Source organism: Ramlibacter sp. (assembly GCF_035554825.1).
Taxonomy (GTDB): domain Bacteria; phylum Pseudomonadota; class Gammaproteobacteria; order Burkholderiales; family Burkholderiaceae_C; genus Ramlibacter.
In genome coordinates this window covers 23965-39189 of the sequence record NZ_DATMHS010000033.1, presented here as the reverse complement: position 1 = coordinate 39189, position 15225 = coordinate 23965, and the positions used below count along the sequence as shown (strand labels likewise).

Here is a 15225-nt window from a genome sequence, read left to right as displayed (position 1 = left end):
GACTAAGAAATTTCCCTAGCCTGCCCCGCTGCTCGCGTAACAAGGGGTGGCTACAGTCTGCTCCCAGCCCATCCGTTCCATGAGCACCGCATCGCCACCGTTTCGCCCGCCGCGCCGGTCCGTCCGGCCCGCCGTGCTGCGGCGGCGGGCGGCAGAGCCGCACCCATGAGCGCGTTCAAGCACGCCGCCGTGGCCATGGTCCTGCTGGACCCGGCGTCGCGCCGGCTGCGCGCCAACGCGGCGTATGCGCGGCTGTTCGGCTATTCCGAGGCCGAGCTGCGCGCGCCCGGCCTGACGCTCACCCACCCCGACGACGTCGCGGGCGACCTGGCCGAGCGCGCGCGCTGCCTGCGCGGCGAGCAGGCCAGCTACCGGCGCGAAAAGCGCTACCTGCACCGCGACGGCCACCTGATCTGGGCCGACCACACCGGGACGCTGGTGCGGGCCGCCGACGGCGCCCCGCTGCATTTCGTCTGCCAGGTGCACGACATCACCGAGCGCAAGTGCGCGGAGGCCGCGCTGCGCGCGAGCGAGGCGCGCTTTCGCAGCCTGACGATGCTGTCGTCCGACTGGTACTGGGAGCTGGACACGCAGTTGCGCTTCACCTCCTTCGAGGGCGGCCACCAGTCGCCGAACTGGCGTCCCAACCGCGAAGTGCTGCTCGGCCGGGCCCGGTGGGAGGTCGGCTGGCTGCACCCGGTCGATGCCACCTGGGCGGAGCATCGCGCGCTGCTCGACGCCCGCCAGCCGTTCCGCGAATTCAAGTTCGTCAGCGTCAGGTTTCCCCAGCAGCCGGTCTATCTGTCGTCGAGCGGCGATCCGGTGTTCGACGAGCAGGGGCAATTCGCCGGCTACCGCGGCACCACGCGCGACATCACCGCTGCCGCGCTGGCCGAGCAGAAGCTGCGCAGCACCCAGGCGCTGCTGCGCATGGCGGCGCGCATGGGCCGGCTGGGCGCCTGGGCCTACCGCGTCGATGACGAGCGGGTGACCTGGTCCGAGCAGTTGTGCGCGATGCAGGAGGCCGCGCCCGGCTTCGCGCCGACGCCGCGCGAGGTGATGGGCTTTTTCGCGCCGGAGTTCCACGACCTGGTCACGGCCACCTTCGAGGGCTGCCTGCGCGCCGGCATCCCGTTCGACATCGAGGCCAGGGCGCGCACCCTCACCGGCCGCGAGGTCTGGCTGCGCGTCATCGGCGAGGCGCGGCGCGACGGCGACGGGAACGTGCGGCGGATCGAGGGCGCCTGCCAGGACATCACGGCCAGCCGCAAGGCGGCCGGCCGCTCGCGGCGCATGGCGTCGCAGCTGACGAACACGCTGGAGCGACTCACCGAGGGCTTTTTCACGCTGGACCGCGAGTGGCGCTTCACCTACATCAATCCCGCCGGCGCGCTGGTGCTGCGGCGCCCGCGCGGCGACCTGATCGGCCAGCGCATCACCGACGAGTTTCACGGCGGCGCGGCCGCGGCCTTCAACCGCCTTTACCAGCAGGCGCAGGAACAGAACGTCGTGGTCCAGGCGGAGGAGTACTACGCGCCGCTGGACCTGTGGGTGCAGCTGAAGATCTATCCGTCGCGCCAGGGGCTGGCGGTCTACCTGCGCGACGTGACCGAGCGGGTGCTGGCCCAGCGCGAGCTGCTGCGGCTGAACGCCGAGCTGGAGGAACGGGTGCGGGAGCGCACCGCGCAGCTGGAGATCGCCAACCGCGAACTCGAGGCCTTCTCGTACGCCATCGCCCACGACCTGCGGGCGCCGCTGGCCGCCATCCGCGGCTTCGGCGAATGCCTGGAGCGCTCCGCCGACACCGGCCTCGACAAGCTGAGCCGCCACTACATCGCCCGCATCCTGCACGGCGTCGGCCACATGACCGAGCTCACCGGCGGCCTGCTGTCGCTGGCGAACCTGTCGCGCGCCGGCCTGCGCCGCACGCCGGTGGACCTGGCCGAATTCGCGCGGTCCGCCCTGCGCGCCTGCCGCGACCAGTCGCCGGCGCGGCAGGCCGACATCGAGATCGCCGATACCCTGCCGGCCCACGGCGACTCGCGGCTGCTGGTGCAGCTGATGGAAAACCTCGTGGGCAACGCGTGGAAGTTCACCGGCCGTGTCGAGCGCGCACGGATCGAGGTGGGGGCCCTGCCCGGGACGGAGGGGACGGTGACGTACTTCGTGCGCGACAACGGCGCCGGCTTCGACCCGGACTATGCCGGCAAGCTGTTCGAGCCGTTCCAGCGGCTGCACTCGCGCGAGGAGTTCGAGGGCACCGGCATCGGCCTGGCGATCGTGCACAAGGTGGTGTCGCTGCACGGCGGCCGGGTCTGGGCCGACTCGCGGCCCGGCGCCGGCGCCAGCTTCTATTTCACCCTCGGGTAACCTGGACTCGCGCGCGGGCGCGCGCCGCGGGGACTGGCTCCGGCGCTCGCGACCCAGCCGGCGCGCGGCGCGGATTCGCCCGGCCGGCGAACCGATCCGGCTGTCCACACGCGCTTTCCCCTAGAAACTCTCACGCCCCTGTGGCGATCTATCGGCCACCTACACCGAACGATGGTTTTGGCCTACAACTGGTGACGTTTCACACATCGTGTGGTGGGGTACAGTGACTTCGCAGGGAAAGTCATCGCTGCAGGCTGCTGTCACCGTACAGGAAGGGGGGTTTCATGGATGTAGTCCGAAATTTTCTGGCGCGTTACGAGCAGACGCGCGAGGAGGAAATGTCGCTCGAGGATTACCTCGACCTCTGCAAGCGCGACCCGATGGCCTATGCGACGGCAGCCGAGCGCATGCTGGCGGCGATCGGCGAGCCGGAGGTGATCGACACCCGCCACGATCCGCGCCTGTCGCGCATCTTCGGCAACAAGATGGTGCGCATCTATCCCGCGTTCAAGGATTTCTACGGCATGGAGGAGCCCATCGAGCAGGTCGTCTCCTGCTTCCGCCATGCGGCCCAGGGCTTGGAAGAAAAGAAACAAATCCTGTACCTGCTCGGCCCGGTGGGCGGCGGCAAGTCGTCGATTGCCGAGCGCCTGAAGCAGCTGATGGAGCAGGTGCCGTTCTACGCGATCAAGGGCTCGCCGGTGAACGAGTCGCCGCTGGGCCTGTTCAACAACGCCGAGGACGCGCCGCTGCTGCAGCAGCAGTACGGCATCGCGCCGCGCTACCTGCAGCGCATCATGTCGCCATGGGCCGTGAAGCGGCTCGAGGAATTCGGCGGCGACATCCGCAAGTTCCGCGTCGTCAAGCGCTTTCCTTCGATCCTGAAGCAGTGCGGCATCGCCAAGACCGAGCCGGGCGACGAGAACAACCAGGACATCTCCTCGCTGGTCGGCAAGATCGACATCCGCAAGCTCGAGACCTTCGCCCAGGACGACCCCGACGCGTACAGCTACTCCGGCGGCCTGTGCCTGGCCAACCAGGGGCTGCTCGAGTTCGTCGAAATGTTCAAGGCGCCGATCAAGGTGCTGCACCCGCTGCTGACGGCCACCCAGGAAGGCAACTTCAAGGGCACCGAGGGCTTCGGCGCGATCCCGTTCGACGGCATCGTGATGGCGCACAGCAACGAGAGCGAATGGAAGGCGTTCAAGAACAACAAGAACAACGAGGCCTTTCTCGACCGGATCTACATCGTCAAGGTGCCGTACTGCCTGCGCGTCACCGAGGAAACCAAGATCTACGAGAAGCTGCTGCGCAACTCCTCGCTCAAGGACGCGGTCTGCGCGCCCGGGACGCTGAAGATGATGGCGCAGTTCTCGGTGCTCACGCGGCTGAAGGAGCCGGAGAATTCCAGCATCTTTTCCAAGATGCAGATCTACGACGGCGAGAACCTGAAGGACACCGATCCCAAGGCCAAGAGCTACCAGGAGTACCGCGACTACGCCGGCGTCGACGAAGGCATGACGGGCATCTCGACCCGCTTCGCGTTCAAGATCCTGTCGAAGGTCTTCAACTTCGACTCCAACGAGATCGCCGCCAACCCGGTGCACCTGATGTACGTGCTGGAGCAGCAGATCGAGCGCGAGCAGTTCGCCCCCGAGATCGAGCAGAAGTACCTCACGTACATCAAGGAGCACCTTTCGGCGCGCTACGCGGAGTTCATCGGCAAGGAGATCCAGACGGCGTACCTGGAGTCCTATTCCGAGTACGGGCAGAACATCTTCGACCGCTACGTCACGTACGCCGACTTCTGGATCCAGGACCAGGAATACCGCGACACCGACACCGGCGAGATCTTCGACCGCGCGGCGCTGAACGCCGAACTCGAGAAGATCGAGAAGCCGGCGGGGCTGTCCAACCCGAAGGACTTCCGCAACGAGATCGTGAACTTCGTGCTGCGCGCGCGCGCCAGCAACGCCGGCAAGAACCCGGTGTGGACGAGCTACGAGAAGCTGCGCACGGTGATCGAGAAGAAGATGTTCTCGAACACCGAGGACCTGCTGCCCGTCATCTCGTTCAACGCCAAGGCCAGCGCCGACGAGCAGAAGAAGCACGAGGACTTCGTGAACCGGATGGTCGAGAAGGGCTACACGCACCGCCAGGTGCGGCTGCTGTGCGAGTGGTACCTGCGGGTTCGCAAGAGCTCGTGAAGAAATTGACCCACCCCGAAGCGCCTTCGGCGCCTCTGCTCGAGGGGCGCCACCAGCGGGCCGGCACGGCCGGCCCGGCGGTGGCCGCGCGACCATGACTTCCTCCACTCCCAAGGCCGACCGGGCCATGCTGCACCAGGTGATCGACCGCCGCCTGTCGGGCAAGAACAAGTCGATCGGCAACCGGGAGCGCTTCCTCAGGCGCTACCGCGACCAGATCCGCGAGGCGGTGCGCAAGGCGGTGGGCGACCGCAGCATCCACAACATCGAGGAAGGCACCGACATCAGCCTGCCGCGCCGCGACGTCTCGGAGCCGGTGTTCGGGCACGCCCCGGGCGGCACGCGCGAGATGGTGCACCCGGGCAACCGCGAGTACGTGCGCGGCGACAAGATTCCCCGGCCGCAGGGCGGCGGAGGCGGCGGCAGCGGCAGCGGCGCCTCACCCGACGGCCAGGGCGAGGACGAGTTCACCTTCCGGATCACGCGCGAAGAGTTCATGAACTACTTCTTCGACGACCTGGCCCTGCCGCGCCTGATCCGCACCCAGCTGCTGGCCGATGTACCCGAGTGGAAGAGCCGCCGGGCCGGCTTCGTGTCGGAGGGCAATCCCACCAGCCTGCACGTGGTGCGCTCGATGCGCGTGGCGCTCGGGCGCCGCATCGCGATGGGTGGCGACGCCCGCATCGAGCTGCGGCGCCTGGAGGAAGTGCTGCGCCAGATGGAGCAGGACAAGGACGCGTCGGCCTCGGAGCTGGCAGCCGTGCGCGAGGAAGTGCTGCAGTTGCGCCAGCGCCTGAAGCGGGTGCCGTTCCTGGATCCGTTCGACCTGCGCTACCGCAACCGGGTCCGCGAGCCGATGCCCACCAGCAAGGCGGCGATGTTCTGCCTGATGGACGTCTCCGGTTCCATGGACGAGGCCCGCAAGGACCTGGCCAAGCGCTTCTTCATCCTGCTGTACCTGTTCCTGACGCGCCATTACCAGCAGACGGACGTGATCTTCATCCGCCACCACACGCAGGCGGCCGAGGTGACGGAAGACGAGTTCTTTCATGCGACCGAGAGCGGCGGCACGGTGGTCTCGTCGGCCCTGACGCTGATGCACGAGATCGTCCGCGACCGCTATCTGGGCAGCGAGTGGAACATCTATGGCGCCCAGGCCTCCGACGGCGACAACTGGCAGCAGGATTCGTCCAAGTGCCGCGAGCTGCTGGAAGGCAAGCTGCTGCCGCTGTGCCGCTACTTCGCCTACGTGCAGGTCGCCGACGAGGACCAGAACCTGTGGGAGGAGTACAGCCGGGTGCGCGAGGCCAATCCGCACTTCGCGATGCAGAAGATCGTGACGCCGGCGCAGATCTTCCCGGTGTTCCGCGACCTGTTCAAGAAGAACGTGACCACTGCCTAGAGGGGGCGCCATGATCCTGACGGACGATCAACCGGTCGCGAGCAAGCGGCTGCCGAGTCCCTCCGACTGGACGTTCGAGCTGATCGAAACGTACTTCGACGAGATCCGGCGCACCGCGCAGCGCTTCGGCCTGGACACCTATCCCGTGCAGCTCGAGCTGATCTCGGCCGAGCAGATGCTGGACGCGTACGCGTCGGTCGGCATGCCGGTGAACTACCGCCACTGGTCGTTCGGCAAGCAGTTCATCTCCAGCGAGAAGAACTACCGCCGCGGCCACATGGGGCTCGCCTACGAGATCGTGATCAACTCCGATCCGTGCATCGCGTACCTCATGGAGGAGAACACCATGCCGATGCAGGCGCTGGTGATGGCGCATGCCTGCTTCGGCCACAACTCCTTCTTCAAGGGCAACTACCTGTTCCGGATGTGGACGGACGCCAGCTCGATCATCGATTACCTGGTGTACGCCAAGTCGTACATCGGCGAATGCGAGGAGCGGCACGGCATCGACGCGGTGGAGGAGGTGCTCGACGCCTGCCACGCCCTGATGAACTACGGCGTCGACCGCTACCGGCGGCCGCAGAAGATCTCGATGGTGGAGGAGGAGATCCGGCGCAAGGACCGCGAGGCCTACCTGCAGCAGCAGATCAACGACCTGTGGCGCACGCTGCCGCGCACGCCCGGCAAGCAGTCGAAGAAGGAGCACCGGCGCTTTCCCGAGGAGCCGCAGGAGAACATCCTGTACTTCATCGAGAAGAACGCGCCGCTGCTGGAGCCGTGGCAGCGCGAGATCGTGCGCATCGTGCGCAAGATCGCGCAGTACTTCTACCCGCAGCGCCAGACCCAGGTGATGAACGAGGGCTGGGCGACGTTCTGGCACTACACGATACTCAACGACATGTACGACCAGGGCCTGCTGTCCGAGGGCTTCATGATGGAGTGCCTCAGTTCGCACACCAACGTGGTGTTCCAGCCGCCGGTGGGGCATCCGGCGTATGGCGGCATCAACCCGTACGCGCTCGGCTTCGGCATGTTCACCGACCTGCGCCGCATGTGCGAGAAGCCGACCGACGAGGATCGCGAGTGGTTCCCGGACATCGCCGGCTCGGACTGGCACAAGACGCTGGACTACGCGATGCGGCACTTCAAGGACGAGAGCTTCGTCGGCCAGTACCTGTCGCCGCGCCTGATGCGCGACCTGCGCCTGTTCGCGATCGTCGACGACTCGAGCCGCAAGGAGCTGGAGGTGTCGGCGATCCACGACGACACCGGCTACCGGCGGGTGCGCGAGGCGCTGTCGAGCCAGTACGACCTGGGGACGCGCGAGCCCAACATCCAGGTCTGGAACGTCAATCTGCGCGGCGACCGCTCGCTGACGCTGCGCCACCTGCGCCACAACGACCGGCCGCTGGACAACAGCGCGGAGGAGGTGGTCAAGCACGTCGCGCGGCTGTGGGGCTTCCGCGTCCGCCTGGAGAGCGTGGACGGCCACGACCGCGTGCTGCAGCACTGGGAAGTCACCCCGCCGGCGCATCACGGCTGAGGGTTCCCCGATCCCTTCGCGACGCCGCCGGTGCCGGGCGGGCCCCGCGCGCCTCGCGGCAGGCGGCCCCGGCGGGGCCTCATGGTTCCGCGGTTCGCGCTGCGCGCGAACTTCCCGGCGCCTGCGCGGTCTCGCGGCCCGGCGCACAACTCACTTCGCGCTCGCCAGCGAGCGCTCCGTTCGAACAGGTGCGCCGAGCATGAAGGAAGGCCGCAAGACCGCTCGGCGCCGGCGCTCCTCAAATCGGCCCCGCCGGCACCGCCTGCCGCGAGCAGTGACGCCCCGGCGACCGCAACGCTGCGCGCTCGACGTGGCTTGCGTCGGCGCGAGCGGCTCTCCAACGAGGCCGGTGATCGGGGTGGGTCGGGCGCAGCGACCCATTCGCGGTTGCCACAGAGCGTCAGCGCCGGCCACTGTGTTGACACCAGGCGAGCAGGCGTGCCGAGGTGGCCGCCCGCGAGAGGAGCGGAGAACGACCCACCCCGGTCGCCGGCCGGTGCACGGTGATGTCCGATCGTGTTCGGTTCCACGCCGCTCCGCGCGCTACCATCATCGCCGCAACTCCAGGAGAACCGTAATGAGCGAGATGACTGCCGTCGTGACCGGCGGCGCCAGCGGGATCGGCGCCGCGACGGCGCGGCGGTTCGCCGCCGCCGGCATGCGGGTGGCAATCGTCGACATGAACCGCGAGGCCGGCGCGGCGCTCGCGCAGGAACTCGCCGGCGGCGCCTCCTTTCACGCCTGCGACGTCGGCGATGCGGCCGCGGTCGAGGCGGCGGCAACCGCCATCGAGGCGGAAGGACCGCCGGTGGGGGTGCTCTTCACGTCCGCCGGCCTGATCGCCAACCCGGAAACCGTGCTCGACATGGACATGGCGGCGCACGAGCGGGTCTGGCGCGTCAACTACCTGGGCACGGTGCATGCCTGCCGCAGCTTCGGCCGGCACATGGCGGCGCGCCGCGCCGGGGCGATCGTCACGGTGGGCTCCATCAACAGCTTCATGCCCTTGCCGCTGCCGGCGTACAACGTCGGCAAGGCGGCCGTCGCGCGACTGACGCAGCTGCTCGCGGTCGAACTCGGCCCGCGCGGCGTGCGCGTCAACAGCGTCGCGCCGACCTTCGTCATGACGCCGCCGCTGCGCCAGCGCATGGACGCCGGCCTGCGCAGCGAAGCGAAGATGATGGCCACGCACGCGCTCAAGGAGTTGCCGACGCCGTCCGACATCGCCGAGGCGGTGTACTTCCTGTCGTCGCCGGCGGCCCGTGCCATCACCGGCGTCACCTTGCCGGTCGACGCCGGCTGGCTCGCGGCCGTGAGCTACAACAGCTTTCCGGGGCCGCTGCCGGCCAGCGGCGCCTGACTACGGCAGCTTGCTCAGGATGCCGTTCATCTCGTCGCGGGTGAAGGCGCGCAGCGTCTGGAACTTGACGTTGCCGGCCGAGCTCACGGCCAGCCCGAAGGCGGAGATGGCCGCCTCGTCGTCGGCTTCGCACAGCGTGACGAGGTCGTACTGCCCCTGGGTCCAGTAGATCTCGCGCATCTTGACGCCGAACTTGCCGGCCGACTCGCGGACGAGGTCGGCGCGCTTGGTCGTTTCCTTGATGGTTCGCAGGCCCTGGTCGGTGAAGGTGGCCAGCACGACATAGGTCAGCATGATCTCGTCTCCTTCCACTTCGGTTGAGCGCTGCGCCGCCGGTTGGCAATCGGCGAGACGCGGCGGCAGCAACACTAGGCGCTGAGATCGGCGCTTTCAACCTCGGCCGCAGCGTGGAGACGCCGGCCAAGCAGGGCAACACCTTCGCCATCAGCACGCCCGAACGGGCGCGGGCGGCGTTTCGCAGCGAACTGGCGAAGTACGCGGCGCTGGTGAAGAAGGTCGGACTCGAGCCGCAGGAAGCCGGCGGCCGGCGCCGCTCAGCGGCGCGGAGAGATCAGTGTGCCGGCCGCTGCCCGCCCGACAGGCCCCAGTCCTGCAATGCCCAGAGCGCCAGGGTGAGGACGATCAGGCCGACGACGAGCGCGTTCACCGTCGCCGCGGTGGACGTGAAGCCGACTGCCCAGGGAGCGATCGCCAGCCAGCCGCCGAGCGCCGTTTCCGTCCAGTCTTCCCAGGCGCGCGGCACGAACATGCCGCCCAGCGCGGCCGCCAGCAGCAGCACGCCCACCAGCACGGTGTTGCCCATGTCGGTCACTTCGTTGTGGAAGCCCAGCACCAGCGGCGAGAACGCCAGCCAGAGGCCCAGAACCGCGTTGCCCGAGTCCTGCCAGTGCTTCAACTGTTTCATGGTTGTCTCCTGTCATGTTGGAAAGCTGTTCTGCACGCCCGCGCTGGGGCAGGCGCGACCGGAATAGGCGCTGAACTCTAGGTCGCGCCGACAGGAAAACCTTGACCTGAATCAAGCTTGCGCAGGCGTCCGCCGCCGCCGCTGATCAGGGCGCGCCGATGGTGACCTGCACTGCCAGGTTCTGCGTCGGGTCGTACACCATGTTGCTGCCGGCCAGGCCGGTGACGCCGAACACGGTGCTGGCGGTGGTGGAGCCGAGCGCGCCGCTCGTGGCGGTGCAGGCCCCGGTGCCGGCGGTCACGCAACTGGCGCTGCCTCCGGGCGAAAACGTGCCGCTCACGGTGACATTGGCGACGACCGCGCCGGTGTTCACGTCGCGCACCGTGACGGTCGCCTGTGCCCGCCAGTTGCGGCCCTTCCTGCTGCTCGTGCCGCTGAGCGATTTGACGGCGATGGCGGTCTGCGGCGGTTCGGCGGCGGTGCCGCCGGCCAGCGAATACAGCAGCAGGTTCGGCGAGCCGGCGCCCAGCGCGCCGATGCGATCGGGCGTCGCGTTGGCCACCAGGAACGCCGCCACCGCGCCCGGCGTCGCCGTCGGGTTGGCCTGGCTGACCAGCGCCGCGGCCCCGGTGACATGCGGCGTCGCCATCGAGGTGCCGCTGATCGTGTTGGTCGCCGACGCGCTCGTGTTCCAGGCCGAGGTGATGCTGCTGCCCGGCGCGTAGAGGTCGACGCACGAACCGTAGTTGGAGTAGGACGCCTGCGCGTCGGCGCTGGTGGTCGCGCCGACCGTCAGGGCGCTGGGCTCGCTGGCCGGCGAATAGTTGCAGGCGTCGGCCGTGCTGTTGCCGGCGGCCACGACCATCGTCACGCCCGCCGCCACCGCGCCGGCGACCGCCGCGTTGACCGAGGACGACTTGCCGCCGCCCAGCGACATGTTCGCCACCGCCGGCCGCTGCGTGCTGCCGGCGACCCAGTCCACGCCGGCGATCACCCCGCTCCAGGTGCCGGAGCCGCGGCAGTCGAGCACCCGTACCGGCCGCAGCGCCACCTGCTTGGCCACTCCCCAGGTCGTGCCGCCGACGGTGCCGGACACATGCGTGCCGTGGCCGTTGCAGTCTTCCGTGCCGCGGCCGTCATTGATCGCGGTGTAGCCCGGGAAGATGCGGCCGGTGAACTCGACGTGGTCGGAGCGGATGCCGGTGTCGATGATGAATGCCGTCACGGCAGGCGCCGTGTCGTTGTAGTGGTAGAGCAGGTCCAGGGGCCGGTCCGCCTGGTCGATCCGGTCCAGGCCCCAGGTCGCGTTGTTCTCGACAGCCGACAGCGACACCGTCTGGTCCTGCTCGACCGACTCGACGTTCGGGTTCTGGCGCAGGGCGGCGAGCGCGGCGTCGGGCAGGGTCGCCGCGAAGCCTTTGATGGCGGCGGTGTAGACGTGGTGCAACTGGGCGCCGGCTCCCGCGGACCGGACGATCGCCGCTGCTTGCGCCGCCGGATCCGGCAGGCTGCGCTGGAACGTCACGATGTAGCGGCCGGCGATCGGATGCGAGGGCGCGAACGGATGGGTCGCCGGGTCCAGGCCCTGCGCGGCCGCGCCGCAGCCGAAGGCCGCGGCACAGGCGCAGGCGAAGATGGACAGTGAGCGGCGCAGCGCTGCGGACATGGCGTTCCTCCCAGAACAGAAGGAAGCCATGAAATCGCGGAAGCACAGCCGGAACAAGGGCTTGTGGCGGCGCTGTGACAGCGCTTACGAAAAATTGCGGGCGTGGCCGCCCGCGGTCACGCCGTGCGGATGACGGTGATGTGTTCCGTCCCGCTTTCCGGCAACCACACCTCGCCCGGCCGGCCGAGGATCTGGCGGATGTTGGCGTTGGCACGGGGCAGTGGGTAGGACTCGAATTTTTCGGTCCTGGGATCGAAGGCCAGCACGGCGTTGCCGCCGAAGTCGCTCACCCACACCAGGTCGCGCTCGTCGACGTAGATGGCGTACGGCTGCGGCGACTTGCCCGGCAGCCGCCACTCCTTCCAGGTCTTGGCCTGCGGGTCGTAGCGGCCGATCTGCCCCACGTTCCACTCGGAGACCCAGAGCTGGTTGCGGCTGTCGCTCCAGATGCGGCGGGCGCCCTGGTCCCGGGTGGGCGGCTCGACCATCGACGAGTCGCCGGTGCGGCGATCCACCTGGGCGATGTAGGAGCCGGCCAGCGAGCACCACCAGATCTCGCCGGCGGGGGTGGCGCAGATCCCGTAGGGCCCGCGGCCGCGCACGCTGCGCTTGACCGACACCTGCCCGTTCTTCGGCGACAGCTTGCCGACCCAGCCGGACTGCCCGGTGAACCACAGGTCGCCGTCCTTGTCGAACGCCGCCGTGTTGAGGTTGACGTGCGGCACGCCCGGCGGCAGGGGGAAGGCGGTCACCTTGCGGTCGGGCCACCCGACGCGCACGATCGCGTTCTGCGCGCCGTCGGTGATCCAGGCGGCCTTGTCCGGGCCCTGGATCACGCCGTGCGGCGAGGAGCGCTCGGCCAGCGCGATCAGCTCGGTGCGGCCGCTCTTCGGGTCGAGCCAGCCGAGGTGGCCGCTGGCCTGGGCGGTGAACCAGACGCCGCCGTCGGGCGCCGGGGCGAGGTCGTGGATGCCGGTATGCCGGGGCGCCTTGAGCGGCCAGGACTGCATCTGGAAGCGCGGCGCGGCGCGGGCGGGCAGCCCCGCGGCGGCAAGCAGCGACAGGGCGCCGGCCGTACCGAGGGCGCTGCGTCGGGTGAGTGAGGACATGGCGGGAACAGGCGGGTTGTGGCGGCGTGCTCGCCGCCGGGTTGGACTAGTTGTCTCCCCACACTTCCTGGGCGGTTTCGATCACGAGGCGCAACTTGTTGCGCTGGTCCTCGACGGCGATGTTGTTGCCGTGCACGGTGCTCGAGAAGCCGCACTGCGGCGACAGCGCGAGCTGCTCGAGCGGCGCGTGCTTGGCCGCCTCGTCGATGCGGCGCTTCAGGTCGTCCTTCCTTTCGAGCTGGCCGAACTTGGTCGTCACCAGCCCCAGCACCACGGTCTTGCCCTTGGGCAGATAGCGCAGCGGCCGGAAGTCGCCCGAGCGGTCGTCGTCGTACTCCATGAAATACGCGTCGAGGTCCATTTCCTGGAGCAGCGCCTCGGCCACCGGCTCGTAGTTGCCCTGGGCCGCGAACGTGCTCTTGAAGTTGCCGCGGCACAGGTGCATCGCCAGCAGCATGCCCGGCGGCTTCTGGGCGACCACCTTGTTGATGAACCCGGCATAGCGGTGCGGCAGCTCGTTCGGGTCGTCGCCGCGCAGGCGGGCGGCTTCGCGCATCTTCTCGTCGCACAGGTAGGCCAGGTTGGTGTCGTCCATCTGCACGTAGCGGCAGCCGGCGGCATGCAGCGAGCGCAGCTCGTCGCCATAGGCCTGCGCGACGTCGTCGTAGAACGCCGGGTCGAGTTCCGGGTACGCGTCCTTGCTGATGCCGGCACGCCCGCCGCGGAAGTGCAGCATGGTCGGCGAAGGAATCGTCACCTTGGGCGTGCGGCCGGCGCCCACCTGCGACTTCAGGTACTCGAAGTCGGCGCGCTGGATGTCCTTGGCATGCCGCACCTTGTCGATCACGCGGATCACCGGCGGCGCGAGTTCCTCGGTGCCATCGGGCTTTCTCACGGTGACCGGGATGTCGGTCTTGACGCCGCCGAGCTGCTCGAGGAAGTCGATGTGGAAATAGGTGCGGCGGAACTCGCCGTCGGTGATGCTCTTCAGGCCGACGTCCTGCTGGAACTGCACGATCTCGGCGATCGCCTGGTCCTCCACGGCGCGCAGCTGCTCGGCGCCGATCTCGCCGCGCGCCTTGCGGGCCCGCGCTTCGAGCAGGTACAGGGGGCGCAGGAAGCTGCCGACATGGTCGTAACGGGCGGGAAGCTGCTGGCTCATGATCTGGGTCCTTCCTCTGGCGCTGGTTCTGCAGCCAGCGCATATCGTAGGGCATCGGCCGCGCCAGCGGCGCGCGTGCGGCGCGCCGGATTGAATAGCCGGCGCCGCTCCATAGCCGACCGGCATATCTGGTAGTGTGGGCCGGCGTTTGCGGCCGAGCCGGGCGCGCCGCAGAATCGCGTCTTCGCCGGGCGGCCGGAGCGCCCGCGGCCACAATCACAAGGAGACCCCCATGCACCAGAGAACCGTGATCCAGGCGGCCATCGCCGCCGCGTTGCTCGTGGCCGGCGGCGCGGCGCTGGCCCAGGAGCGTTTCAGGATCGGCCTGATCCTGCCGATGACCGGCCAGCAGGCGACCACCGGCCGGCAGATCGAGGCCGCGGCCCGGCTGTGGATGGCGCAGAACGGCGACACGGTGGCCGGCCGCAAGATCGAGCTGATCGTCAAGGACGACACCAGCCTGCCCGACATGACGCGGCGCCTGGCGCAGGAACTGGTCGTCAACGAGAAGGTGAACGTGCTCGCCGGCTTCGGCATCACGCCGTCGGCGCTGGCGGTCGCGCCGATCGCCACCCAGTCCAAGACGCCCGAAGTGGTGATGGCGGCGGCGACGTCGAGCATCACCGAGGCCTCGCCGTACATCGTTCGCACCAGCTTCACGCTGCCGCAGGTCTCGGTGGCCATGGCCGACTGGGCCCCGAAGAACGGCATCAAGAGCGTGGTGACGCTGGTGACCGACTACGGCCCCGGCCTGGACGCCGAGAAGTTCTTCAAGGACCGCTTCCTGTTCAACGGCGGCAAGGTCCCCGATTCGCTGCGGGTGCCGCTGCGCAACCCCGATTTCGCGCCGTTCCTGCAGAAGGTGCGCGACATCAAGCCCGATGCGCTGTTCGTGTTCGTGCCCTCGGGCGCCGGCGCCGCGGTGATGAAGCAGTTCCTGGAGCGCGGCATGGACAAGGCCGGCATCAGGCTCATCGCCACCGGCGACGTCACCGATGACGACCAGCTGAACGACATGGGCGACGGCGCGCTGGGCGTCGTGACCTCGCACCACTACTCGGCGGATCACCAGTCGGCGGCCAACAAGAAGTTCGTCGAGGCCTTCCAGAAGGCCAACAAGGGGCTGCGTCCCAACTTCATGGCCGTCGGCGGCTACGACGGCATGCGGGTGATCTACGAGGCGCTGAAGAAGACGGGCGGCAAGGGCGGCGGCGAAGCGCTGGTGGCCGCGATGAAGGGCCAGGTGTTCGAGAGCCCGCGCGGCCCGGTCTTCATCGACGCGCAGACCCGCGATGTCGTGCAGAACGTCTACCTGCGCAAGGTCGAGAAGAAGAACGGCCAGCTGTTCAACGTGGAGTTCGACGTCATCAAGGACGTGAAGGACCCGGGCAAGACGAAGAAGTAAAGTCCGGGCTGCGACGTGACTTCCCGCTCCCCTCGGGGCGCGGGAAGGGCCAGCGGGTGCGGACCCGGGCCGTCCA

11 protein-coding genes are annotated in these 15225 nt (G+C 68.7%); 6 read left to right on the top strand and 5 right to left on the bottom strand.

The annotated features are described in order from the left end of the window. The first annotated feature begins 165 nt into the window (after positions 1-165). From VNT59_RS03175 to VNT59_RS03155, 5 genes are all read left to right on the top strand, one after another. Positions 166-2370, top strand: coding sequence for a PAS domain S-box protein (locus tag VNT59_RS03175; protein ID WP_325496539.1), 2205 nt, complete (start codon positions 166-168; stop codon positions 2368-2370). Between the two features lie 284 nt (positions 2371-2654). Further along, positions 2655-4577 carry a PrkA family serine protein kinase gene (locus tag VNT59_RS03170; protein ID WP_325496537.1) on the top strand — a complete coding sequence of 641 codons (1923 nt, stop codon included), beginning with the start codon at positions 2655-2657 and terminating at the stop codon, positions 4575-4577. Positions 4578-4704: 127 nt separating this feature from the next. After that, entirely contained in the window at positions 4705-5979 is a 1275-nt protein-coding gene (locus tag VNT59_RS03165; protein ID WP_325496575.1) for a YeaH/YhbH family protein, read from the top strand. Positions 5980-5989: 10 nt separating this feature from the next. Beyond that, the gene (locus VNT59_RS03160) at positions 5990-7522 is read left to right on the top strand and encodes a SpoVR family protein (protein WP_325496535.1); all 1533 of its coding nucleotides are present in this window, start codon (positions 5990-5992) and stop codon (positions 7520-7522) included. 577 nt (positions 7523-8099) lie between these two features. After that, positions 8100-8882: an SDR family oxidoreductase gene (locus VNT59_RS03155; RefSeq protein ID WP_325496533.1), complete on the top strand. Its 783-nt coding sequence runs from the start codon at positions 8100-8102 to the stop codon at positions 8880-8882. On the opposite strand, the gene VNT59_RS03150 is transcribed toward VNT59_RS03155, so the two are convergent. From VNT59_RS03150 to VNT59_RS03130, 5 genes are all read right to left on the bottom strand, one after another. Further along, entirely contained in the window at positions 8883-9176 is a 294-nt protein-coding gene (locus tag VNT59_RS03150) for a GYD domain-containing protein (RefSeq protein ID WP_325496531.1), read from the bottom strand. A 277-nt stretch (positions 9177-9453) separates the two neighbouring features. Continuing rightward, the gene (locus VNT59_RS03145; protein ID WP_325496529.1) at positions 9454-9807 is read right to left on the bottom strand and encodes an SPW repeat protein; all 354 of its coding nucleotides are present in this window, start codon (positions 9805-9807) and stop codon (positions 9454-9456) included. Positions 9808-9952: 145 nt separating this feature from the next. Next, positions 9953-11473, bottom strand: coding sequence for a S8 family peptidase (locus tag VNT59_RS03140; RefSeq protein WP_325496527.1), 1521 nt, complete (start codon positions 11471-11473; stop codon positions 9953-9955). A 116-nt stretch (positions 11474-11589) separates the two neighbouring features. Beyond that, on the bottom strand, positions 11590-12582 hold the full coding sequence (locus VNT59_RS03135; protein WP_325496525.1) for a virginiamycin B lyase family protein: 993 nt from the start codon (positions 12580-12582) through the stop codon (positions 11590-11592). Positions 12583-12628: 46 nt separating this feature from the next. Then, a complete protein-coding gene (locus VNT59_RS03130; RefSeq protein WP_325496524.1) occupies positions 12629-13744 on the bottom strand; it encodes a 5-methyltetrahydropteroyltriglutamate--homocysteine S-methyltransferase in 1116 nt (371 codons plus the stop codon). A gap of 232 nt (positions 13745-13976) precedes the next feature. Here VNT59_RS03130 and VNT59_RS03125 point away from each other — a divergent pair, with 232 nt between their 5' ends. Beyond that, positions 13977-15149 (top strand): ABC transporter substrate-binding protein, encoded by a 1173-nt coding sequence (locus tag VNT59_RS03125; RefSeq protein ID WP_325496522.1) that lies wholly within the window; start codon positions 13977-13979, stop codon positions 15147-15149. Positions 15150-15225 lie beyond the last annotated feature (76 nt).

Coding starts and splice junctions, on each gene's coding strand:
- VNT59_RS03130 (WP_325496524.1), bottom strand. CDS start 13,744: ATGAGCCAGCAGCTTCCCGCCCGTTACGACCATGTCGGCAGCTTCCTG.
- VNT59_RS03160 (WP_325496535.1), top strand. CDS start 5,990: ATGATCCTGACGGACGATCAACCGGTCGCGAGCAAGCGGCTGCCGAGT.
- VNT59_RS03175 (WP_325496539.1), top strand. CDS start 166: ATGAGCGCGTTCAAGCACGCCGCCGTGGCCATGGTCCTGCTGGACCCG.
- VNT59_RS03170 (WP_325496537.1), top strand. CDS start 2,655: ATGGATGTAGTCCGAAATTTTCTGGCGCGTTACGAGCAGACGCGCGAG.
- VNT59_RS03155 (WP_325496533.1), top strand. CDS start 8,100: ATGAGCGAGATGACTGCCGTCGTGACCGGCGGCGCCAGCGGGATCGGC.
- VNT59_RS03165 (WP_325496575.1), top strand. CDS start 4,705: ATGCTGCACCAGGTGATCGACCGCCGCCTGTCGGGCAAGAACAAGTCG.
- VNT59_RS03150 (WP_325496531.1), bottom strand. CDS start 9,176: ATGCTGACCTATGTCGTGCTGGCCACCTTCACCGACCAGGGCCTGCGA.
- VNT59_RS03135 (WP_325496525.1), bottom strand. CDS start 12,582: ATGTCCTCACTCACCCGACGCAGCGCCCTCGGTACGGCCGGCGCCCTG.
- VNT59_RS03125 (WP_325496522.1), top strand. CDS start 13,977: ATGCACCAGAGAACCGTGATCCAGGCGGCCATCGCCGCCGCGTTGCTC.
- VNT59_RS03145 (WP_325496529.1), bottom strand. CDS start 9,807: ATGAAACAGTTGAAGCACTGGCAGGACTCGGGCAACGCGGTTCTGGGC.
- VNT59_RS03140 (WP_325496527.1), bottom strand. CDS start 11,473: ATGTCCGCAGCGCTGCGCCGCTCACTGTCCATCTTCGCCTGCGCCTGT.